Source organism: Arthrobacter sp. B1805 (assembly GCF_002929745.1).
Lineage (GTDB): Bacteria > Actinomycetota > Actinomycetes > Actinomycetales > Micrococcaceae > Arthrobacter_D.
This window is the reverse complement of the sequence record NZ_PJIQ01000011.1, coordinates 37,581-60,184: the sequence shown is the minus strand read 5'-3', so window position 1 is coordinate 60,184 and position 22,604 is coordinate 37,581. Positions and strand designations below refer to the sequence as shown.

Sequence of the window (22,604 nt, the reverse complement as noted above, 5' to 3'; positions counted from 1 at the left end):
GCTTGTCATCTGCTCAGTGACGGAGCGCATGCAGGGAGGAGTGGAACCCGCTAGATTTCTCCCGGTTCCCGCCCTCGCGCAGATGTTTGGAGTCATCGTTCCCGTCACCGATATCCAGTTCACGAGCGGAAGGCCGTGCGAAGGGGGCAGCTACGCGGAACCACTGGCGTGGTTTCTATGCCGCTCTTCCTGCGGTGGTAGCGGTAATAATAAACCCATGGTCTCTCCTTGGCACGATCCCTTACTGCAGCGCGCTGTCTTCCCCTTTCCCTCCTGCGATGTTTAGGGAGGCAGAGTCTTCGGGGCTTTCATATCTGGAAGGCTTGACTTTGAGGACTCGGATGGTGCTGGTCCAGTTACCGCTGACAGTCATCATCGGGTGTGTGGCTTTGGCTGTGCCTGCTGCGTGGCCTGGACTGCTGGGTGAAGGGTTGTTCCAGGTTTCGTTGCTGGTTCATTCGCTGTTGTTCGTGGCATGTTGGGTGGTCCCGTGGAAGCGGTTGCCGTCGGTTGCGACGCTGAGTATTCCGGCAGGGAATGTGGTTGCTCTAGCTCTTTCACGTCTCGGGGCCGCAGAGTTCCTTCCAGGGCTGAGTGTCCTGTTGATTTTCCCGGTGATTTGGCTGGCGGCTTCTGGCCGTTTTCCGAGACTCATAATGCTCATCAGCTTTGTCGTGCCGTTGGTGCTGGGATTGGTGCCCTTGCTGTTGGGATCACTGAAGGTCACGGCAACCCAAATAACCACGACAGTCCTGGTGGCGCTGATGCTGCTGGCGGTGGCGTTGACGGTGCGCTTCGTGACCGCGACCTTGTTCCTTCAGCAGCGGAAGCTGGAACGAAAGGACGCGGAACTGCTACAGCTGCTTGAATCCAGCGAGAAAAGCGAGAAACTCCTCAAGGCCGTCCTGGATACCATCGACGTCGGCGTCATGGTCGTCGATGCCACGGGTCAGATAGTCCTGCGCAACAGACAGCAAAAGGTCTTTGAGGAGTCCGTCCCAGGATCAGATGTCAACGGCCGCTCGTTGGTGTTGTACGGGCAGGACCGTAGGACCTTGTTGCCGATGGATAGGATGCCGGCCACCAGGGCTATCCGCGGGGAAACGTTCGCTGATTACTACGTGTGGGCCGGTGAAGGAAAAGGTGCACTGGCTTTGTCCACCGCGGCGCGAAGCATGAACGCCGAGTCCGGGGAGTTCGCAGGGGCCGTAGTTGCCTATAGCGATGTCACGAGTCTTGTGGAGGCGGTAACGGCGAAGGACGACATCATCGCTATGGTGTCACATGAGCTGCGGGCGCCTTTGACGTCCATCCTGGGTAATCTCGAGCTCGCTCAGGAGGCTCATGAGCTACAAGAAGTTTCCCACCATGTTAATATCGCGCACCGGTCAGCTGAGCGTCTCACGGAGATGGTTTCCGACCTGTTGCTATCGACCTCAGCCGCGATGACAACGCATCCACGCACGATGGACATCGCGGGCCTCATCGACTCGGTGATCGTATCGGCGTCGCTACAGGCAGCCGAGGCTGGGGTCAAGATCAGCACCGATGTGCCATCGCCGTTGTGGACGTACGCTGATCCGCTGCGGATGAGCCAGGTGCTCGATAACCTGCTCTCCAACGCCATCAAGTACACCGCCGAAGGTGGTGCGATCGCTGTGGAGGCACGAACCGAAGATGGTCAACTCACCTTGAGTGTCAGGGACACCGGCGTGGGGATGTCGCCACTGGACGCGGAACGGGTGTTCGAGAAGTTTTTCCGGACCAGGTCGGCAAGGGCTTCGTCGGTTCCGGGAACAGGGCTTGGGCTCTCCATCACCAGAGCGATCATCGAAGGCCATCAGGGGGAAATTTTCTGCACGAGCGAACCCGGTCACGGTTCTACGTTCACGGTCAGGCTTCCCTCACCGGTCTAGACCGAGTTCCGCTAATTACTGCGCGGTGCAGTGGGAACAGTTTCAGCAGTTCACAAGAAGTGTGTTCGTGACTGTGACAGGCTCGAGTTCTGCGGCCTGGTGTGCGTTTATTCGATGACCGCGTGTGTTGCTCCGTGTCGATCATGGTGCCCCCAGTGCCGGCATGGTGGGGCCGGCACTGGGGGATTGTGTCAGCTGCGTGCGCTGACCAGATCCGGGGCGGAAGGCCCGGTGGGGGTAGGAGGGGCTGGGAGTTTTGCGCCTTCGACGTCGACATCGGGCAGGATGCGGTCCAGCCAGCGGGGGATCCACCAGGCCTTTTCGGCGAGGAGGTGCATCGCGGCGGGGATGATTGTCATCCGGATCAGGAATGCGTCGACCAGGACACCGAAGGACAGGCTGAATCCGATGGGACGGACCATGGTCAGTCCGGAGAAGATGAATCCTGCAAAGACGGCTGTCATGATGATCGCTGCGGCGGTGACGACGCGCGCACCGTGGCTGAAGCCGGTCCGGACGGCGCTGCGGGCGTCTTCTCCGTGGATGTGGGACTCGCGCATGCCCGAGACCAGGAATACCTGGTAGTCCATGGCCAGGCCGAACAGTACGCCGATGAGGATGATCGGCAGGAAACTGAGGACTGCCGCGGGGTTGTGGACCCCGAAGATTTCCCCGAGCCAGCCCCACTGGTAGATGGCGACGATGGCGCCGAAGGTCGCCGCCATGGAGAGCAGGAACCCGCCGGTTGCCAGCAGCGGGACCAGGATGGAGCGGAAGACCAGCAGCAGCAGCACCAGTGAGAGCCCGATGACGACGCCCAGGTACAGGGGTAGGGCGTTGAACAGTTTCTCGGAGACGTCAATGTTGGCGGCTGTCTGACCGGTCAGGCCGATGCTCACCCCGGTGTCCGTTTCGATGTCCGTGGCGGCGCTGCGCAGGTCGGCGACTGCTTGTTCGGTGCTGGCGCTGGCTGGTCCTTCGGCCGGGATCACCTGGAAGATCGCGGTCCGACCGTCCTCGCTGACGAGGGCGGGCAGGGCTGCGGTCACGTTGTTGACCTCCCGGAGACGGTCAGCGACGTCGTACTGCAGTTCTTGTGACTCGGTGTCGCTGAGGCCTGCAGGAAGTTCACCGACGGCAATGATGGGACCGTTGACGCCTTCACCGAAGGACTCACCGAGGGCGGTGTAGGCCTTGTAGGCGTCGGAGTTCACCGGTTCGCTGCCTCCATCAGGCAGGGCTACCCGGAGCTGCGCGGCTGGAAGCGCGGTGATGGCCAGGGCCAGGACCGTCACGCTCAGGACAATGATGGGGTGGCGGGTCACGAACGCGCCCCAGCCGTGGCGGCTGTGTTCCTGATCGGCTGCTTCTTCCACGGCTGCAGCCGACATCCCGCCAAGGGCGGCCTTCTCGGCCGCGGCGGCGTTGACGGCGCGTGCCTTGCCCCAGGCGCGTTTGGACACGATCCGGGTTCCGATGAATCCCAGCATCGCAGGAGTCAGGGTGAGGGCGACGAGCACTGCCAGCGCCACGGTACCGGCACCTGCCAGACCCATGATGGTCAGGAAGGGAAGGCCGGGCACGGACAGGGCGGCCAGGGCGATGACGACGGTCAGCCCGGCGAACAGCACCGAATTCCCTGACGTTCCCGTGGCCCGGGCCACGGATTCCTCCATGCCCATGCCGCGCAGCAACTGGGTCCGGTGCCTGTTGACAATGAAGAGCGAATAATCGATGCCGACAGCAAGTCCGAGCATCAGAGCCAGAAATACCGACACGGACGCCATTTCGATCACGCCGGAGAGCGCGAAAGTCCCGCCGACCCCGACGGCCACACCGATGACGGCCATCAACAACGGCAGGCCGGCAGCGACCAGGGTTCCGAGCATGACGATCAGAACCAGGGCCGCGACGCCGATTCCGATGATCTCCGCGGCGCCGATGACTTCGGAGACATCCTGGGTGATGCTCTGGCTCAGATAAACCTCGACCCCCGAGGCGGAGGGCTCCGAGAGAATGTCCTTTACTTCTTCACGGACTTCGGGCGCGACTTCGTAAATCGATTCGGTGAACTGGACCTGTGTGACGGCCGTTGTTCCGTCCTCCGAGACGGTCCGGGTGCCGGCTGAGGCATCAAGGGCGCGCTGGCCCAGTGCCAGGGATTCCTCGTTGGCGGCGATTTCGCTCGCGCCGGCTTCCAGCTCTTCACGGGCTGCCCCCAACTGGGCGAGGGCCTGGTCTATGCCGGGGGCCCCGGCTGCCGCAGCGGCATCCAACTGTGCCTGCTGGGCATCCAGCTGCTGGCGGCCCTCAGTGATCTGTGCTTTGGCTGCCTCCAGCTGGGCTTTGCCCTCGGCCAGTTGGACTGCTCCGTCGTCGATCTGGTTCTGCAGCTCGAAGGGGTTGGCCGCTGACTGGATCTCGGGGACATCGCTCAGCCGGGCCAGCGCATCTGCGATGGCCTGTTCCTGGGCGGGCGTGAAACTACCGGAACCGGCATCGAAGACTACGGCGCCACTGCCGCCGGCTGCTTCGGGCAGTTCCTCTTCGAGCTGATCCAGGACACGCTGGCTTTCGGTACCCGGAATGCTGAAGTTGTTGCTCATCGTGCCGTGGAACGCCACCGCGGCGCCACCGGTGCCCAGCACCACCGCCGTCCACAGAGCCAGGACCAACCAGCGGCGCCGGTAGGCCAGCCGGCCCAGGTGATAAAGCAGAGATGCCATTGATTTCAGCCGTTCTGATAAAGGTTCTGGTGAAAATTCTGATGGAAAGGTGGATTATCGGGTGAAGCCGTGGCGCAGGTATCCGACCACGTCGACCAGGAGCTGACGCAAAAGCTGCAAAGACTCCTCGGTAACATCGCCGCCGGTACGGCTGTACCACTGGGCTAGCGCGGCCTTCCCGGATGAGAGCACAGAGCCGACCAAGGCACTGGCGTAGAGCGGATCGGAGCCGGCTCCGGGGCGCTGACTGATAGCGGCGATCAGCCGGTCAGCGCAGCTCTCCCACCCTTGGAGCTGGAACCGGTTCATCTGCGCATCGGTCCCAGCCAGGCCATATACCTCGGTCATCGCGGCCAGGTGAATCGGGTCCGCCAGGGCGATCAGCACCTCATACATCGATTCAAGCAGCGGCTCCTGTGCCGGGCGGGACAGGAATTGGTCCGCCGCATGGTCCAGGAAGTCTTCGATGCTGACCACCAGGGCAGCCTCACGACTGGGGAAGTAATTGAAGAACGTACGCCGTGATACTCCGGCGCCCGCGGCGATGTCATCCACGGTTAATCCGGCAGGTCCCTTCACACGCACGAGATCCATTGCCGTCTTTACAATCGTGGTCCGGGTTGCGGCTTTGTTCGTTTCCCATCCGGACTGGACGGAGCGGACCTCGCCTGAAGAACCACTCATGAAAACAGCGTACGGGAGGGTTTGCACTCAGTGCAAACCCTCCCGTACGGATAGTTACCAGCGAATGAAGGGGGAGGCTACCGCCCGGAGCGGACACGCTCGGCAGGGACATCGGTTTCGTCATTGGTATCGGTGCTGCTGTCGTCGTCGGTGGTGATCAGGATGTTGCCTTCGGAAACCGACTCGGGCAGGATGTCGTGTTCGATGCCGGTGGCCAGTGGTTTTTCCTGGACGAAGAACAGCAGCACGGTGGCGAGCAGTGCCAGGGGAACCATCCAGATGAAGATCGGTGTCAGGGCGTCGTTGTAGGAGGAGATGATCACATCCCTGACCGGGGCCGGCAGGGTGTTGACCAGTGCCGGTGTCAGCGAGTTGGATGCACCGGCGCTGGCCCCGTTCCCGGCGGCTGCGGGGAGTCGTTCCAGGAGCAGGTCCTGCAGGCGGCTGGCGAAAAGGCTGCCGACGACCGCTGATCCGAGGGTGGCGCCGATCTGGCGGAAGAAGTTGTTCGACGCGGTGGCCGTTCCGACCTGGCTGAGGGGGAAGGAGTTCTGCACGATCAGGACCAGGATCTGCATGTTCAGGCCCAACCCGAGGCCCATGACGGCCAGGTAGGCGCAGATCTCCCACAGGGGCTGTTCCGGTGTGAGGGTGGACAGCAGTGCCAGAGCTACGGCAACGATGATGCTCCCGGCGATCGGCATCCATTTGTACCGTCCGGTCTTGGATACCAGCTGGCCGGAGACGACCGAGGCGACCAGCAGGGCGCCCATCATCGGGATCATCAGCAGCCCGGATTCGGTGGCGCTGGCCCCGAAAGCCATCTGCAGGTAGGTCGGAAGGTAGCCGATGGCCCCGAACATCGCCACACCGATCAGCAGGCCCGCGATGGTAGTGAGGTTGAAGTTGCGGTCCCTGAACAGGTGCAGGGGAATGATCGGCTCGGCCGTGCGCCGCTCCACGAGGACAAAGGCCACCGCGGCCAGGATAGTGCCGGCGATCAGGGCCAGGATGATCGGGTCGGTCCATTCGTACTTACTTCCACCCCAGGTGGCGAACAGCACCAGGCAGGTCGTCGCGATGGCGATGAGCACCATGCCGCCCAGGTCCAGCCGCAGCTTCCCCCTGCGACGGGGGAGTTTCAGGAAGAAGACAGCCCCGGCCAGTGCCAGCAGGCCCAGCGGAATGTTGATCCAAAAGACCCATCTCCAGCCGGGGCCTTCCGTGAACCAACCGCCCAACAGTGGGCCGGCCACGGAGGAAATGGCGAAAACCCCACCCATGACGCCCATGTATTTGCCTCGTTCCCGGGCCGGAACAACGTCGGCGATGATCGCCTGGGACAGGATCATCAGGCCACCACCACCCAGGCCCTGAATGACACGGGCGGTGATGAGCACTTCCATGTTCCCGGCCAGGGCTCCCACGACGGATCCCGCCATGAACAGCACGATGGCAGCCATCAGCAGCTCTTTGCGGCCCATCAGGTCACCGAGCTTGCCGTACACCGGCATCATGATGGTCGAGGCGAGAATGAACGCGGTGATCACCCACAGCATCTGGTCAACACCATTGAGCTCGCCCACGATCGTGGGCAGGGCGGTGCTCAGGACCGTCTGGTTCAGCGCTGCCAGCAGCATTGAGAGCATCAGGCCGACGAAGAGCAGAACGATGTGCTGCTTCCCTTCGCCGGGGTTGGCTTTGTGGGCGGGGACGGTGGTCATGAAAGGTTCCTTTGCAGGTGATGAAGGAGTGTTATCGCGGGGGCAATGTCTTCCGCGGTGAGGCCCGTGCCGGGTTCATAACCCGGAGCTGTCAGGGTGAACCGGACCGGGACGCCACCAACCATGACGAGCATCCGGGAAATCTCTTCGGCGCTGAACTCCGTGCTGCTGCCTGGCCAGCCCGGGTTTTCCGTCAACCAATCGGCCAGTCCCCGGCGCACCATGTCCTCGGCCTTGATCATGTATTCCATCTGTCGCTGGCGCAGATGAGGCTGGTCTTTCATCAGACTCCGACGCCTGGCCGAGTCCGTGCTGCCAAGCGCCGTCTGGGCCACCGCGAGCAACAGGCGTGACACCTGGCCTAAAAGCTCCTGCTCAAGAGAGAGTTCCGACAGCAGATTTCGGTCAAGGGATGGCTCACGCAGTCCCAGCACCGCATCTTCCTTGCTGCGGAAGTAATTGAAGAATGTCCGTGGTGATACCCCCGCCTGATCTACTATCGCCTCGATCGTGGTGTGTTCGATACCGCGCTCCAGCGCCAGCAGCGCGGCTGCCTCATGAAGGGCTTCCCACGTCTCGGCCCGCCTACGCTCACGCAAAGATACGGGGAGGGAATCAGTCACACCTTATATTTGCACTAATGCAGGCGATGCACAAATGCAGTTTCAGGGAGGTTATAGTTGGCAAGCCTGTCCTTGGCCAGACTTATGGTGTTCAACTGCCCCACCAGGTCAGTCAGTGCGGTCAGATCGTTGATGTCCCAACCAGCTAGGAGCCTGTGGAAGGCGCGTGTTCGGGCATGCTGAACAGCCTCCAACCGGCTGATCCCGGCGTCCGTGAGGGTAATCATTTGGGCACGGGCATCAACGGGGTCCGTTTCGCGTCGGACCAGACCGAGGTGTTCCAGTACCGTGACCTGCCTGCTCAGCGAAGGCTTTCCGACTTCCAGGATCGCTGCGATAGCGGTAAGACGCAGAGGACCCTCCTGCTGAAGAACGCTCAGCAGCCCATACGCCGCCGGCTCCATGCCCACATGCGTCCCGCCAGATACCCGACCGGATACCTGGCGGGACATCGACCGCTCCCGCTGCCACAGCAGAGTCAACTCTCGTTCCAGCACCTCGACAGCAGCAGCGCCAGCATCAAGCTGCTGAGGGCTCGGCCCGGAACCGTGGGAGGCCCCCGAAGCCCTCTCCGGCGGGCTCCCTTCGGTTCGGTGTGCCATCGTTCCGCGACACAAGTCAGCGGTTGATCGTGGACATGTCCTCGTAACGATCCCCCGCAGGAGCAGCCACCTCGTCGAGTGCCGCCAGATGCGCGGCGGTGAGCTCGATCGCGTCCGCGGCGGTGTTCTCCTCCAGATACGCCACCCGCTTGGTGCCGGGGATCGGGGCAATGTCATCGCCCTGGGCCAGCAACCACGCCAGGGCCACCTGCCCGGGCTTGACGCCCAGTTCGGCGGCCACCGCGTCCACCTGCTCCACGATCCTGATGTTGTGCTGCAGGTTCTCCCCGGCGAAGCGGGGATTGTTGCGGCGGAAGTCGTCCTCGTCCAACTGATCCACCGAACGGATGGTGCCGGTGAGGAAGCCACGCCCCAGCGGGGAGTACGGCACGAAACCGATGCCCAGTTCCCGCACCGTCGGCAGGATCTGCTGTTCCGGATCCCGCGACCACAACGAGTACTCCGTCTGCAGTGCCGCCACCGGGTGGACTGCATGAGCGCGGCGGACCGTGTCCGGAGCGGCCTCGGAGAGCCCGATATGACGGATCTTGCCCTCCTGGACCAGTTCGGCCAGGGCCCCCATGGTTTCCTCCACGGGAGTGGCCGGGTCCATCCGGTGCTGGTAGTACAGATCGATGTAATCAGTGTTCAACCGCTTCAGCGAGCCCTCCACCGACAACCGCACGTTCTCGGCGCTTCCATCCAGTCCGAAGGCATCATCTGCACGGTGGGAGATCGTGCCGAACTTGGTTGCGACCACTACGTCCGAGCGCCTCGAGCCCAGCGCGCGGCCCAAAAGTTCCTCATTGACGTAAGGCCCGTACATCTCAGCCGTGTCGAAGAACGTGACGCCCAGGTCCAGGGCCCGGTGGATCGTGGCGATCGATTCGGACTCATTAGTGCCACTACCCGTATAAAAAGCCGACATGCCCATGCATCCCAAACCCAGACGGGAGACCTCAAGCCCTGCAGAACCCAACGTGACATGCTTCATAGCGACCGTCCTCCTGTTGAATGTACTGACTTAGGAACTAACCCCTCCAGACCGCAATATATTCGTCCAGCCCACTCAACCCCGACTTAACGCTTGTCGCGTGTGCAGTGAGGAACACGTACCGGCAAGCGCTGGCGGTCGCTGGTGCGCGGGGGCCACGTCATGCCCGACGGTTGAGGCGTCCGGGGCTCCTCTTTCACGAAGGTCAATATCACTGCCCGCGGTCAGCACCAACGGCATCACCCAGACGAACACCGGTGTAAGGGCGTCGTAGTAATACGTCCTCAAGGGCCTCTGAGTGCCGGTGGATTACCGGCGAGCTTGGTCGGCTTGCGACCGGCGGTCCAGCCCATAGCCCACAGCGATCAACCCCAGCATTACAGCACTGCCGAACCGCTCGTCGATCCACACCCCCCGGACACGGGGGACCAACTCAGGGAACTCGGACTGCAAGCCCTCAGCGCCAGGAAACCCGAACGCCGCACCCATCGACGCCCAAAAAAAAGTAGGCAACAACGCCCCCAGAGCGACGTCTCGCTGCGGCGCCGAACCCTTCCGGTTCAACGCCCACAAACCCCCCAGCCCTAACAGAGCCCCCGTGGCCACCGTCTGCGCGTCGTGGAACCTCGCATGCGGCGACCAGTTCGGATTGAACAAGTGGGTACGATTCCAATCGGCCGCAAACCCGCCTACAGCGGTGACACCGGCCACGATACTAAGAACCTTTCGACCTGCAGACACGCCTTGTCTCCTTCCGACTCCCACACTCCTCGACCAGCCGCGCAACCGACGTCCAGCGGGACGCTGACCGGTCGACAGTGTGAGGGACGCGCTTTCCTGCGGTCTGCTGTGGAACGTATGGAGTACTAAGCCTACTGATAAACGATTCCGTGGACCGTCACCAGATCGAGTGCATGGCATGACGCTGTCCTATCTGAGCGCAGGAGACCCTGAGATGGCTCCCCTGATGTTGATTCACGGACCTTCTGGCGGTCGGTCCACTGACGGGTTGCACAAACGCAACGAAACGGACCCATGGCGGTACCGTGAGCCGCGACTGGCTCCGGTGGGGTTTATGAGTGCTTCGGTGGATTACGACTCCTCCATCTCCTGGTTGAATCGTGCCGTACTTAGGCGCTTCAGGCCTCGCCGTCATGCACTGGTAATCTGCAAGCGGCACTCCTGCGTTCCGAGAACGATGGCCTCGGCGTTTCCTACCTGAGGCGGTAGATCCTATCGTTTCCACCGGTGCTGCAGGGGCCGTTCCTCCTGGCAACGTTTCGATGGCCTTCTCTGCTTTTGTCTGCACTCCGAGGATGTGGCGCCAGTATCTCCCGTGTGTCCTCTTGTTGGCGAAGGCGCCGGCCTTGGCGATGCCACTCTTGACCTTGCCCGGATTGTTACTGATCAGGCCGAGCTCCTTCGCCGCGAGCGATTCACCCCTGCTTCGTCCACTGAACAAACCCACGGTCGACTCCTATCGGTTGAAGAAGAGAATCATTCGATCGGAGACCGATTGGAGGCGGTGATCGCCGCAACCCTGCGGAGGATTGTCACGGGCGGTCACGCGAGTGTGGAGCTGATTGCACCGATCACGACGAAGACGACAGTTCCGGGCAGTATCCCTATGAGGGTACCGAGGGCGTAGTCGCGCACACTCACCTCGGTCAGGCCGGCCCCGTAGTTCACGACGGTGAAGGGCAGTATCGGGATGAGCCGGAGAACGATGACGGCTCGAAGCCCTTTCTCCGAAAGTGCGTCGTCGATGCGCCGGAGTCGATCGCCGATCACCCGTTCCACCAGATCTCGGCCGAGCGCACGGCCGATGAGGAACGCAAGTCCCGCACCGATGGCAGACGCGATGGTGACCAGTGCGACGCCGAGTCCGAATCCCCAGATGAACCCGGCTGCGACGCTGACCACGCTCTTCGGAATCGGCACCAGACTCAGGACCCCATACCCGGCGACGAACACGACGCTGCCCCACCAGCCGAAGGAACCAATCGTTTCGCGGATGTCCTTGACCGAGGGCGCCGGCAGGGCGAGCCAGACGACGACCAGCATTACGCAAAGCGCCACCAACACGGCTGCCCGGACGGCTCCCGAACGCACGGTCGAAGACGGGCTCAGCGACGCACCCTCAGACGACGTTGATGCGGCAATATCCGGGCACCGCTCTGCATCTGGGATGGCTACTCCTCTTGACGATGGACGCTGCTCCTCCGACGTCAACCTTGCGATCCCACACCCTTCGGCTGGTTCTCCCCCCGCCGGCTTGGTGTATCTACCTGCCCGTTTGAAATGTTCCATATGCCGCCATTCGCTCGGGGTTGTCTGGGACGATGTGTGAGAACTGATACTTCAGTGTTCGCGCTTTTTGAAGACGTGGTCCTCGACCAAAATCCACCGGGTGAAGATCGGGCGACTCCTCGCCGAGCTGTTGCCCTAGCGCCGCCCAGTAGACCGGGTTCAACGACGTGACCCGTCGAACAGATTGTTGTCCGACAGTTCTAGCGGGCCGCTATCGCCGTCGACGTTTTCCATCATGAGATGGAGAGTATCCTCCTGAATTCAGAAACCGGTCGAGGAGGAGTTCATGGTGTTTCTTGCTTCGAGTAGTCGCACTCTTCGATAGAGGTGGCGCATGGACTCTCGGGTGTCGGATCCGTCCCACCACTTGATTGCGCGTCCTTCGGTGAAGTGCAAGATGTAGAAGGATTCGAATTCGATGTAGGCGTGTGTAGCTGGAGCTCCGGGTAGCTCTCCAATGTGGTTACCGGCCCAACGGACTCGTGCTGCCATTTTGTCGGTCTCACTGACCGTGTCGCAGATGGTTGCGGTGATGTCCGGCATTGCAGTCCGTAGTGTTCGGGCCCAATATTTCAGCCCCGGCAACCCGTCGCCCTGTCCCGGGATGAGGTTGTGGTCGATGATGTCGTACCTAATGAGCGGGTCCAGCGCGTCAAGGTCACCGGAAGTGATCGCGCTGATGATCGACTCGAAAGTATGCGCGAGGTCAGGGGTGGGCATGGTCTTGCTCCTGGGTAGGTGTGGCGGGCGCTCCGGGCGTGGCGTCGTCCAGGGACCGGTGCCGGGCTAATTGATTTGCGAACCGAACCATGAGCGAACCGAGGGCCTCCCTGTCTTCCTTCGACCAGGAGGACAGGACATCGTCGAGTACTTCGGCTCCTGCTTGACCAATCCGTTGCTGGACTTCCACTCCCGTAGGGGAGGTCCTCACCAGCATCGCCCGACGGTCGGTGGGGTCTAGCTCGCGGATAACAAACCCCCGCTCCTCAAGGCGCCTGACCTGGGGGGTCATCGTGGACTTATCCACCCCCTGGACAGCGGCTAGGTCGGAGATCCGCATCGGACCACTGCTGGTCAGGAACTCCAACAGCCCAGCATCCGCGGGGGACAGCTTGTTGTCCGCCGAGCCATAAAGATACCGGCGAACATCGGGCCTACTCGCCCAATGGGCGAGCTGCGTGAACCCCTGCCGTACCTGCACTCCTGGTGTTTGTTCCTCCACATCGACTCCCCGTTCAACTTGGCTGCCTTCCATAGAACGAGAGTACCTCTAAATTTGGTGTTGCAAACCAAACCATCATGGTTTAGTATGGTTTGACCAACTAAATTTATCTCTTCGCTTAGGAAGGCATTCTCATGTCGCAACCTCCGCTCCAGATCTCGACGCCAGGCTCCACCCCTAGCTCCTCGTCATCCACCTCCCCAACATCTGGTGCTGGTGCTGCAGAACAGGATCAGCACGTCGATGGTGCATCAGTTGTTCTCCGGGAATTCGCGGACTACGAGCAGGCACAGCGGTTGGTCGATTCACTCTCAGACAGCAAGTTCCCCGTCGAGCACGTTCGGATCGTGGGACTGGACATTCGAACTGAGGAGCAGGTCATCGGACGGATGACCAAAGGCAAAGCGGCCTTGGCTGGCGCCGCAGGAGGTGCATGGTTCGGAGTGCTTTTCGGTCTGCTGATCGGCATCTTCGCGCCCGGTGCCATCTGGCTGACCGTCATCCTAGGTAGTCTCGTCTTCGCAGCATTCTGGGGTGCGATCTTCGGATTCGTTACTCATTGGGCCACCCGTGGCAGGCGCGATTTCGCCAGTGTTCAGAGCATCAAAGCTGGCCGGTATGCCGTCATGGTCGACACCCCGTACTTCGCCGAGGCCTTGAACCTCACGATCAAGATGTGACCAGCGCAGCGCTAGGACGAGTTCACAGGGCACTGTCGTAGGCGTCTCCGGGACCCCCTCAGAGCGCCAACTACCCCGAGACCCCACAACAGTTGTCCCGGGTTTGTGATTCCCGACTCCTGAACACCTGGTATTGAGTTGGACTCGTTCCGCAATCAACACAGCGCGCTACCCCCCCCTCTTCAACGCTTTGCCCTCCATACCTGGCCCCTTAGCCCGAAAGAACCCGCCCCATGGATGTTCCGGTTTATGTCTGGACCCTGACCATCGTTGCGATTGTCGGACTACTACTCTTCGATTTCTTCTTCCACGTTCGCAAAGCCCACACGCCATCACTCAAGGAATCGGCCATCTGGTCCTCCATCTATGTGGGCTTGGCCGTCCTGTTCGGAGTCGGGGTCCTGGTCTTCGGGGGCGGGACGATGGGCTCGGAGTACTTCGCGGGCTACATCACCGAAAAGGCGCTGTCCGTCGACAACCTCTTCGTGTTCCTCATAATCATGACCAGCTTCCGGGTGCCCCGCGCCGACCAACAGAAAGTGCTCCTGTTCGGTATCGTCTTTTCCCTCATCGCCCGTACTGGATTCATTTTCCTCGGAGCCACCCTGATCAACAGCTTCGCGTGGGTGTTCTACATCTTCGGGCTCATCCTGCTCCTCACTGCAGGTAACCTGCTCAAGCCGAAGTCGGCCGAGCATGAAGAGCCAGCAATGGTCCGCCTCGCCAAGCGCTTCCTGCCCGCCTCGGACCGTTACGACGGCGACAAGCTGTTCACCGTCGAGAACGGCAAACGCGTTCTGACTCCCATGCTCCTGGTCATGATCGCCATCGCCGGCACCGATATCCTCTTCGCCCTGGACTCGATCCCAGCGATCTTCGGCCTAACACAGAACACCTTCATCGTGTTCACCGCGACAGCCTTCTCGCTCATGGGTCTTCGTCAGCTGTTCTTCCTCATCGACGGCCTGCTCGATCGGCTTATATACCTCTCTTACGGCCTAGCGGCGATTCTCGGTTTCATCGGCGTGAAGCTCATCCTCCACGCCCTGCACGAGAACAACCTGCCCTTCATCAATGACGGGGCGCCTGTCCCGGTCTTCGAGATCACCACCGGCCTGTCTCTCAGTGTCATCCTCGGTGTCCTCGTCGTGACAGTCATTGCCTCCCTGGTCAGCCCCAAGGGCAAGGCCATCAACGCCATTTCCGGCGCCAAGAGGCACGCAACCGAGTACCTCGACCTCACCTACGAGACCGACATCACGGAACGTGAACGGATCTTCGCGAAGCTGTGTGCCGAGGAGCAGGACCTCAAAAAGTTGCCGGAGAAGTATAAGCGTTACATCCGCAACGAAACCGAGTTCATGAAGAACATCGCCAAGGCCCACACTGAGCACGACGACGCCCTCCAGCAACAGACCAACACCTAACCGGCCAACCAGGGCCTGTAGGGCCGGTTAGGCCAACACTGTGTCGCTGGCCGTGGAGCATCGCGCACCACGGTCAACAATCAACTATCACTCGGGCGCGAGAAGCGCAGCCGAAGACGCATCACCCAACCCAGCGGAGAGCCTTTCCTCATGGACGCTCACGATCTGAAGTGCATACGCCTCGCAGTTGCGGCCCAGGAATCGACTCAATGCCAACTAGACCAGGCATTCCTTGACCTGAAGCAAGCCGTAGCTATGGCTACCCCGCATGGTGCTTCCGCTGCGGACATCGCGGAGGGCGCGGATCTCAGCATCGACGAAGTGGTCGACTTCCTGGAAACGGTTAGCCGTCAGTTGCTTCTCGTGAAGCGACACAGCTACAGGAACGGCCGTAGCGGAGCGATGATGAGCTGGCTGGCACGGGCAACCTTGTGACGGCTGTCCCACTCCTCCTTCTCAGCGCCCGGTTGTTGGAGGAGTCCACCTTGAAGCAACTGCAGTGAGGAACCAAAGACCCAATCCTCAGCCCTTCGCAGTCGGCCCGGTGCGCGGACGGATGGCATGGCCGGGCACGGTCAAATGATCAGGGCGTGCGGCGCAAGGCGTCTGCGTTACCTCTTGGCTTGGAATTTGCGACTGATTTGCGAATCCACACACGGGGCCGGTCACCGAGCCTGGTCCCATGAATGGGAGCGGCGGCCTGGGACGTTGCCAGCGCAGGGTCTACCATCGGCGGACTCTAGAATGTTCAGATGAACTCCAACGAGTTGCCTGATTTCCGTGAGATGAGGGCACTGCGTGACGAGTTTGCCCGGTTCTTGTTGTCATACAAGTTCGGCTCCGATGAGATGTTGACGAAGATCAACATCCTTAAGGAAGCGTTTGAGCTGACTCATGACTACAGCCCGATCGAACATGTCTCCTTTCGGCTGAAGAGTGCAGACAGCATTTTCGAGAAGGCCCGGCGTCGCGGTATCGAACTCTCGCTGGTGTCCATTCGCAAGAACATCCTCGACATCGCGGGGATCCGTATCACTTGCAGCTTCATATCCGATGCGTACCGGCTCCGCGACATGCTCGTACGGCAGGAAGACGTTACCGTGCTGGAAACCAAGGACTACATCCGTAACCCGAAGTCCAACGGCTACAAGTCATTGCACATACTGCTTTCCGTTCCTGTCTTCACCCTGGACAGGGTGGATCAGGTACCGGTGGAACTGCAGATCCGAACTATTGCCATGGACTTCTGGGCGAGCCTGGAGCACAAGATTTACTACAAATACGAAGGCGCGGTTCCGGAGAGATTGATCGCCGAACTCAAGGATGCAGCTGATGTCGCAGATCGCCTCGACCGGAAGATGGAGCGGCTGCATGAAGAGGTGACCGATCTGCAGCGCACCGAGAAAGCTCACGAACGTCGTTCGAATCCTCAATTGTCGGAGGAGTTGCTGGAGGACTTTGCCCGAGCGATGAGAAACCCTGAACCCAGACCGTGATCGGCGCATCGGCGCATCGGCAGCATGCCCATCATCGCCTTGAGGACACCGAACACCATCCCGCCGCCGAGACCACCGATGACACCAGCGAAAACCGGCCTGGTCACGGGGATTGGCGGCATCCGAGCGGACCTGGAAGCCGACGTGCCTGCAGCATTCAGCGCCCTGTGTGAAGCGCTCATGATGCTGCCTCCTCGTCCTGACTGTCAGTGTCCTTCGACGGTAGGCCTACGGAGGAGATGAGTTCTGCAATCTGGAACACACTCACATCACATGGTGTGTCACTCTGCCGGAACGGCCCAGGCCTGCTGGTCCTGCAGGCCCACGGTGATGACCTGACCGGACAACAGTGCAGGGTGGCCGGGAACATCCACGGTGATCATGACCTCCGGCTCCTCAACCTCTCCGATGTTCTGCGAACCTCCTGTAACGAGCACACGCACCAGGGTCCTCGCGCCGAGGGACGTCAGAGAGGACACGCACCCCTTGATGGTCGCGTGCCCACTGGTGACGGTCCTGCTGTCTGGCCCATCAATACGTCCCTCGGCACGTCCCTCCGTGAGTTCCTCCCCAAGTCTCTCTGGGAGTGTCTCCATGAGTCTCTCGGTGGGTAAGAGGGTGAGGGCTTCCTGTCGGACCATGAGATCTGACGGCCCGTCCTCGGCGCCGGTTTGGACGGGCAGAGATCCCAGGACGGAATGATGGCGGCCGTCGAGGACGATGCCGGGAATGGTGTTGAGTCCTCCGAGGAGCTCGTTCACGGTGCGGGTCGCAGGCTGGTAGTGGACCTGATGCACAGAGCCGTGCTGCAGGATGCGCCCGTCATCGAGGACGGCGATCGTGTCCGCGAGGATCGAGGCTTCCTGCCGGTCGTGGGTTACGACGACGATCGTGGGGGCCAGCTGGGCGCGAATGTCACCGATCAGCTCATACATGGTGTGGCGCAGCTGCACATCCAAGGACGCGAGGGGCTCGTCCAGGAGCAGGATGCCGGGGTTGCGGGCCAGGGCGCGGGCGAGGGCGACGCGGTGCTCCTGCCCTCCGGAGAGCCTGCCGACCGGTCGGTGGGCATAATCTGCCAGGTGGACGAGCTCGAGGTACTCCATCGCCTCCGCGCGGGCTTGTTTCCGGCTGCTTCCGGCCATCCGCGCGGCGAAGGCGACGTTGTCGATGACATTCAGGTGCGGAAAAAGCAGGGCTTTCTGGAAGACCAGGGCCATGCCGCGTCGCTCCACGGGCACCAGGGCCAGGTCCTCACCATCGACGAGGACCTGCCCGCCGGACGGCGCGTCGAGTCCGGCGATGATGCGCAGCAACGTCGACTTGCCGCTGCCCGAAGCCCCCAGCAACGCGACGCATCCCGATGCCGGGACGGTCAGCGACACGGCATGCAGGACCTCCGTGGACCCGAAGGATCGGGAGATGTTCCGGGCTTCAAGCCTCGAGCTCATGGGTGTGCTTTCCGGGTCAGCGCCGCGGCTCGTGTCGTGATGACGGCCGGCAGGGTGACGGCGGCCAGGATGAACGCCGGCGGGACGATGACGGCCAGGGACAGGACGGCGACGAGCTGTTCGTTGCCCGTGGAGGATGCCGCAGATCCCAGCAGCATCGGCAGGGTCGTCAGCTGCCCGCCACCGACCAGCAGGGTCGTGATGTAGTCGCCCCAGCCGACAAGGAACGCGAGGAAGAACGCCCGAACGGTCGCCGCAGACAGTAACGGCATCCGCACATGTCGGAGGACCTGCCGCGGATCAGCGCCCAGGGTGAGGGCGACGTCCTCGAAACGCTGCTCATAGGTGGCCAGGGCGCTGCGGAACATGAACGCCGTGTAGGGCAGGGCGATCACCACCAGGAGGAGGACGACACCTGCGAAGGGCGGCACGTACAGGCGCAGCAGTGTGATGTTCGCGCCCATCACGAGGGCGAACGGTGGGACTGCCAGAGGAAGCAGCAGGATGAGATCGACGGCCCGCCCGTACCGTCCGGGAAGCGCGCGGGCGGCCAGAGCCCCCATCAGCCCCAGCGGGGTCGCGATGATCGCGACAGCACTACCGAGCAGCAATGACGACGCTGCGGCGCTCAGTGTCCCCGGGGCGCCCAGGACCGCAAAGGCGTCGAGGGAGTAAGCATTCGGCAGGACCGCTGGAGCCTGCCACCGGTCGGCCACGGACCACAGGGCCAGCGGCACCAGCGGGACCAGGATCCAGAGCACGAGCAGAACACCGAAGACAGCCCGCACCACCGGCCTGGCGCGCACGCTGAGACCAGCCGACCCGCTCCTCGCCGACCCGCCCCGCGCCTGCCCGGCCGGTGACGGGCGGGACGGGCGGGATGGCAAAAGCCGATCCGTGGCCGGGTGCGCGGTCATCGGAGCCCCCTGGATCCGCGGAGCACCACGAGGCCTGCAAGGATCGCCACGACGCCGGCCGCGAGGGAGACCAGGGCCGTGGCCATCGCCTCGGGCCTGGCAGCGAGGTCAACGGACCCGAACAGGCGCACGGCTCGCACCGACACCGGTTCCGGTGACGTCGGCCCGAGCAGCCAGGCGGCTTCGTAGGACCCGAAGGTGTAGACGACCACGATGAGAGCGGACACGGCCAGCGCGGGCCGGGACAGGGGCAGGACGATATGGACGATGCGTTGCCACGCTGTCGCCCCGAGTGTCGCCGCAGCATCACACATGCCCGTGACAGACCGGGCCATGCTCCCGATGAGCACGAGGGCGACGAACGCCGATTCCTTCCACGCGTACTCGACGATGACCGCGCCGAACCAGGGACCGCCGACGAGGGAAGGGAAACCTGGCGGCATGCCGAAGACACGGTCGAGGAATCCGCTGTCGGATAGCAGCAGGCCCATGGCGCCGGCCCCGATGAGGTGCGGTACGGGGATGGTCGCCGCACTGAGGGCCGCGACGACCCGCCCCATCCGGGGTGCGGCCAGCACGTACACGGCGATCAGGAACCCCACGATCAGAGACAGCACCGTAGACACCACCGCGATGTACACGGAGACCAGCACCGACCGGCCCAGGTCACCGGCGGACCCCGCCCACGCCTGTGTACTGAGAACGGGCGCACCGATGAACGGCATCAATCCCAGGCTCTGGGCTGCCGCTCCGGCGATAGACACGCCGATGACCAGCACGACAGGGACGACCGCCGGTATCGCCAGCAGGACGCTCCGCGCCCTCCCAGCGGACAAGGCAGCCCGAGGTGCCGCCCGGTGATGCACTGGTGTCCGCCGGCCGGTGGATGCACGGATGCGCGGTTCTGCCCGGCGAGGTCGCCCACTCGTCGTCGAGGTGTTCATCGTGTGGTTGCGACGTCCTGCCGCCATGCCTCGTCGAGGGCCGGCACCCACTCGGCGGACAGTTCCCCGTGCGCGTTGCGGGACAGTTCCTCGTAGGTGGGCACCACCGGGGAGTCAGGCAGCTGGTCGAAGAGGGCCTGATCCTCCGGGGTCAGGCGTCCGGGGTCCAGGACCGGGAACTGGCCCCACGTGCCGGGATCGGCCTTGGCCGCCTGCTGGTCCGGTGACAGGGCCAGGTTCGCGACGACCATCGCGCCGGCCGGGTCGGACGCGTTCGCGGGGATCGCCAGGAAACTCGCGTTCCCCACGGTCCCTTCCTCGAGGGTGAGGACCCTCGTGGTGTCCGGCAGGGCGCCGGAGGCGACGAGGTCGGTCAGGGTGGCAGGGCCGTAGGTCATGGCGATGTCGAGCTCACCGTCAGCGAACAGAGTGTTCAGTGCCTGCTCATCACGCGGGTAGGTGGCCCCTTCACGCCACAGGGACGGTGCCACGCCGGTCAGGGCGTCGAGGGCTGCGGGGGAGTGCTCGTCGAACGCTGCGTCGCTGAAGTCCAGGGGTACCTCGTCGGCTCCGCCGGCGGCGCTGAGCATCACTTCGCGCAGGAACACGCTGCCGGTGAAGTCCGGCGGGGCAGGGTAGGTGAAGCGCCCGGGATGGTCCTTCGCCCACTGCAGGATGCCCTCAAGGGTGGTCGGTGGATCGGTCACGGTCGCGGAGTTGTAGAAGAACGTGAACTGGGCTTTGTGCCAGGGCGCCTCGCACCCGTCCACTGGCGTCCCGAAGTCGTTCAGGAGCAACGGGTCCTCCGGGTCGGTGAGCTCCATGTTCGGCAGCAGGCCCGTCCAGTCGCACCGCCACGCCTCAGCCTGCTGGCCGGTACTGAAGTTCGCGCCGTTGACCCAGACCAGGTCCACCGACCCGTCCGTCCGCCCTGCCTGTCGTTCGGACAGTACCCGGTTCACGGCGTCGGCCGTGTCAGTGATCGGTACCCGTCGCAGCGTCACCCCCTCAGCTGCCGCGGCCGGCGCCAGGACGTCGTCGACGTACGCGTTGCCCTGCTCATCCCCGCCATACATCCACAGGTCGACCGTCTGCCCGTCAGCCTCGGCCTGGACGTTCTCGAACGATGTGAAGGCCGACGGGCTGTCCGGTGACGGTGCGGCGCAGGAACTCACCGCCAGCCCGGCCACAGCAGATACGGCGGCGAACACGAGCGCCGTAGGTCTCCGCGGACGAACACGAAACCGGACATGAGGCCGGACACCCGGCAGGGAAGGGAAGGTGCGTGTGTGATCCATGAGTCCTTCGCAAAAGTGAGTAAGAGCTGGTTCCAGTATTCTTCGAAGCGGCACCGATCCTCGACGGGCCATTCCCGGCTGCATTAGTCAGATCAGGCCAGATTCAGCTAGATCGCGTGACAGCAGGCAGACCAACGTGGATCAGACCACATGGGGATGATCAGACAGGATCGGGACATCAGGCGACTACGGTGGGAGACCATGCAGCACGACGCCGGGCGCCGTGCGCCGCTGATGACCCCGCTCGGCCGGGTCCTGCTGCTGGTCGCGATCATCATCATCGCGACCGTGGTCGTGCTGATGGTCCCTCTTCCCGACGTCGGCGAGCTGCGCGCCATGGTCGACCGGGCCGGTTGGTGGGGGCCCGCCGGGTTCGCCCTCGGCTATGCGGCCTTGACCCTCGCCCCCGTGCCCAAGAACGTCCTGTCCATCGCAGCAGGCGTCCTGTTCGGTTTCCTCCCGGGACTGCTGCTCGTCTACGTGGCGGCGCTGCTCGGTGCTACCGCCGCGTTCTGGCTCGGACGCCTGCTCGGACGCGACGCGGTCGAGAAGTTCACCGGTACCCGGGTGGAGAAAGTCGACGCCGTCCTCGGTGAGCGCGGATTCATCGCCGTCGTCGGGGTGCGCCTGGTCCCGGTCCTGCCCTTCACCGCCATCAACTACTCGGCCGGACTGACCGCGCTCGGCTGGTGGCCCTACCTGCTGGGCACCATGGTCGGGATCCTGCCCGGCACCGTGAGTTTCCTCGCCCTGGGCGCCTACGGCCTGGACTTCGGCTGGCCCGCCACTGTCGCCGCGGCTGTCCTCGGCGCTCTCACCCTCGCAGGCCTCATCTACACCCTGCGGGTCCGCCGCAGGAATCGAGCCACCGATGTTTGACAGCCGACTACGGCCACTCCTGGCACCAGCCCTGAACCGCACCGCCGCTATCCTCGACGTCCCCTGGATCAGCCCCAACCGGCTGACCGGCGCGAACCTCGTCCTCGGACTCGCCAGCGCAGGCATGGCTGCCGCACAGCTGTGGGTCCCGGCGCTCATCGCGTGGCTCCTGTGCCGGTTGGCCGACGGGATCGACGGACCCCTGGCCCGCCGCCGGGCAACACAAACAGCCCGGCCGGGACAAGCCCCAACAGCACCGGACGGCGGGCAAGGAGGCTTCTGGGACATTGCTGCTGACTTCGTCGTCTACGGGGCGACCGTCGTCGGAGTCGCCGTGGGAGCCACGACTGCCTTCGGTGCCCCATGGCTACCCTTCCTCCTCGTCCTCTTCGCGTACTACATCAACGGCAGCGTCTTCCTGGCCTTTTCCTCGATCGCCGAAAAAACAGGGCGCACCATCGACGACGGCCGGTCCCTGTCCTTCCTCGGCGGTCTCGCCGAAGGAACCGAAACGGTCATCGTGCACAGCCTCTGGCTGATCCTGCCTTTCCTGTCCTGGCAGATCGCCCTCATCTGGGCTCTCCTCGTCTCCGTCAGCGCCACCCAGCGGATCATCGCCGGCTACCGAATCCTCGGCTGACCGCCCAGGACCTACCCTCGACCAGCCGCCCGTGTGGCCGTACGGCCGTATGAGTAGTGTCAGGTGGTGCG

At 63.0% G+C, this 22,604-nt stretch carries 22 protein-coding genes; 7 read left to right on the top strand and 15 right to left on the bottom strand.

What is annotated here, in order from left to right; all coding sequences use genetic code 11:
* Nucleotides 1-341: 341 nt before the first annotated feature.
* Nucleotides 342-1,916 (top strand): cell wall metabolism sensor histidine kinase WalK, encoded by a 1,575-nt coding sequence (locus tag CXQ96_RS12830; protein ID WP_181036460.1) that lies wholly within the window; start codon nucleotides 342-344, stop codon nucleotides 1,914-1,916.
* A 191-nt stretch (nucleotides 1,917-2,107) separates the two neighbouring features.
* On the opposite strand, the gene CXQ96_RS12825 is transcribed toward CXQ96_RS12830, so the two are convergent.
* The 11 genes from CXQ96_RS12825 to CXQ96_RS12780 form a co-directional block, all read right to left on the bottom strand.
* Nucleotides 2,108-4,642 (bottom strand): MMPL family transporter, encoded by a 2,535-nt coding sequence (locus CXQ96_RS12825; RefSeq protein ID WP_104118414.1) that lies wholly within the window; start codon nucleotides 4,640-4,642, stop codon nucleotides 2,108-2,110.
* A gap of 54 nt (nucleotides 4,643-4,696) precedes the next feature.
* Nucleotides 4,697-5,326, bottom strand: coding sequence for a TetR/AcrR family transcriptional regulator (locus tag CXQ96_RS12820; RefSeq protein ID WP_104118470.1), 630 nt, complete (start codon nucleotides 5,324-5,326; stop codon nucleotides 4,697-4,699).
* 77 nt (nucleotides 5,327-5,403) lie between these two features.
* Nucleotides 5,404-7,050 (bottom strand): MDR family MFS transporter, encoded by a 1,647-nt coding sequence (locus CXQ96_RS12815; RefSeq protein ID WP_104118413.1) that lies wholly within the window; start codon nucleotides 7,048-7,050, stop codon nucleotides 5,404-5,406.
* Nucleotides 7,047-7,673 carry a TetR/AcrR family transcriptional regulator gene (locus CXQ96_RS12810; RefSeq protein ID WP_104118412.1) on the bottom strand — a complete coding sequence of 209 codons (627 nt, stop codon included), beginning with the start codon at nucleotides 7,671-7,673 and terminating at the stop codon, nucleotides 7,047-7,049. The genes CXQ96_RS12815 and CXQ96_RS12810 overlap by 4 nt, the downstream gene beginning before the upstream one ends.
* Before the next feature lie 14 nt (nucleotides 7,674-7,687).
* Complete coding sequence (locus tag CXQ96_RS12805; RefSeq protein ID WP_258059113.1) at nucleotides 7,688-8,125, bottom strand: MarR family winged helix-turn-helix transcriptional regulator; 438 nt, start codon at nucleotides 8,123-8,125, stop codon at nucleotides 7,688-7,690.
* A gap of 166 nt (nucleotides 8,126-8,291) precedes the next feature.
* The gene (locus CXQ96_RS12800; protein ID WP_104118410.1) at nucleotides 8,292-9,269 is read right to left on the bottom strand and encodes an aldo/keto reductase; all 978 of its coding nucleotides are present in this window, start codon (nucleotides 9,267-9,269) and stop codon (nucleotides 8,292-8,294) included.
* A 309-nt stretch (nucleotides 9,270-9,578) separates the two neighbouring features.
* The gene (locus CXQ96_RS19095; RefSeq protein ID WP_368783646.1) at nucleotides 9,579-10,190 is read right to left on the bottom strand and encodes a DUF6640 family protein; all 612 of its coding nucleotides are present in this window, start codon (nucleotides 10,188-10,190) and stop codon (nucleotides 9,579-9,581) included.
* Entirely contained in the window at nucleotides 10,168-10,737 is a 570-nt protein-coding gene (locus CXQ96_RS19090) for an antitoxin (RefSeq protein WP_368783645.1), read from the bottom strand. Before CXQ96_RS19090 ends, CXQ96_RS19095 begins: the two co-directional genes overlap by 23 nt.
* A 95-nt stretch (nucleotides 10,738-10,832) precedes the next feature.
* Nucleotides 10,833-11,333, bottom strand: coding sequence for a TVP38/TMEM64 family protein (locus tag CXQ96_RS12790; protein WP_181036459.1), 501 nt, complete (start codon nucleotides 11,331-11,333; stop codon nucleotides 10,833-10,835).
* Between the two features lie 507 nt (nucleotides 11,334-11,840).
* Nucleotides 11,841-12,299 (bottom strand): ester cyclase, encoded by a 459-nt coding sequence (locus CXQ96_RS12785; protein ID WP_104118407.1) that lies wholly within the window; start codon nucleotides 12,297-12,299, stop codon nucleotides 11,841-11,843.
* Complete coding sequence (locus CXQ96_RS12780; RefSeq protein ID WP_104118406.1) at nucleotides 12,286-12,834, bottom strand: MarR family winged helix-turn-helix transcriptional regulator; 549 nt, start codon at nucleotides 12,832-12,834, stop codon at nucleotides 12,286-12,288. The genes CXQ96_RS12785 and CXQ96_RS12780 overlap by 14 nt, the downstream gene beginning before the upstream one ends.
* A 101-nt stretch (nucleotides 12,835-12,935) precedes the next feature.
* On the opposite strand from CXQ96_RS12780, the gene CXQ96_RS19005 reads away from it, so the two are divergent.
* From CXQ96_RS19005 to CXQ96_RS12760, 4 genes are all read left to right on the top strand, one after another.
* Nucleotides 12,936-13,481 carry a general stress protein gene (locus CXQ96_RS19005; RefSeq protein ID WP_308662861.1) on the top strand — a complete coding sequence of 182 codons (546 nt, stop codon included), beginning with the start codon at nucleotides 12,936-12,938 and terminating at the stop codon, nucleotides 13,479-13,481.
* A gap of 233 nt (nucleotides 13,482-13,714) precedes the next feature.
* Complete coding sequence (locus CXQ96_RS12770) at nucleotides 13,715-14,908, top strand: TerC family protein (protein WP_104118405.1); 1,194 nt, start codon at nucleotides 13,715-13,717, stop codon at nucleotides 14,906-14,908.
* A 150-nt stretch (nucleotides 14,909-15,058) separates the two neighbouring features.
* Nucleotides 15,059-15,343, top strand: a complete 285-nt coding sequence (locus CXQ96_RS18455; protein WP_104118404.1) for a hypothetical protein — start codon at nucleotides 15,059-15,061, stop codon at nucleotides 15,341-15,343.
* Nucleotides 15,344-15,660: 317 nt separating this feature from the next.
* The gene (locus CXQ96_RS12760; protein WP_104118403.1) at nucleotides 15,661-16,404 is read left to right on the top strand and encodes a GTP pyrophosphokinase family protein; all 744 of its coding nucleotides are present in this window, start codon (nucleotides 15,661-15,663) and stop codon (nucleotides 16,402-16,404) included.
* Nucleotides 16,405-16,685: 281 nt separating this feature from the next.
* Here the strand turns inward: CXQ96_RS12760 and CXQ96_RS12750 are convergent, their stop codons facing one another.
* The 4 genes from CXQ96_RS12750 to CXQ96_RS12735 form a co-directional block, all read right to left on the bottom strand.
* A complete protein-coding gene (locus CXQ96_RS12750) occupies nucleotides 16,686-17,855 on the bottom strand; it encodes an ABC transporter ATP-binding protein (protein WP_104118401.1) in 1,170 nt (389 codons plus the stop codon).
* Nucleotides 17,852-18,661: an ABC transporter permease gene (locus CXQ96_RS12745; RefSeq protein ID WP_219816144.1), complete on the bottom strand. Its 810-nt coding sequence runs from the start codon at nucleotides 18,659-18,661 to the stop codon at nucleotides 17,852-17,854. The genes CXQ96_RS12750 and CXQ96_RS12745 overlap by 4 nt, the downstream gene beginning before the upstream one ends.
* A 107-nt stretch (nucleotides 18,662-18,768) precedes the next feature.
* Nucleotides 18,769-19,608 (bottom strand): ABC transporter, encoded by an 840-nt coding sequence (locus CXQ96_RS12740; protein WP_219816143.1) that lies wholly within the window; start codon nucleotides 19,606-19,608, stop codon nucleotides 18,769-18,771.
* A 104-nt stretch (nucleotides 19,609-19,712) separates the two neighbouring features.
* Nucleotides 19,713-21,014, bottom strand: a complete 1,302-nt coding sequence (locus CXQ96_RS12735) for an ABC transporter substrate-binding protein (protein WP_104118399.1) — start codon at nucleotides 21,012-21,014, stop codon at nucleotides 19,713-19,715.
* Between the two features lie 156 nt (nucleotides 21,015-21,170).
* Between CXQ96_RS12735 and CXQ96_RS12730 the strand changes: the two genes are divergently transcribed.
* Nucleotides 21,171-21,893, top strand: coding sequence for a TVP38/TMEM64 family protein (locus CXQ96_RS12730; protein ID WP_181036458.1), 723 nt, complete (start codon nucleotides 21,171-21,173; stop codon nucleotides 21,891-21,893).
* Complete coding sequence (locus tag CXQ96_RS12725; RefSeq protein ID WP_104118397.1) at nucleotides 21,886-22,533, top strand: CDP-alcohol phosphatidyltransferase family protein; 648 nt, start codon at nucleotides 21,886-21,888, stop codon at nucleotides 22,531-22,533. The genes CXQ96_RS12730 and CXQ96_RS12725 overlap by 8 nt, the downstream gene beginning before the upstream one ends.
* Nucleotides 22,534-22,604 lie beyond the last annotated feature (71 nt).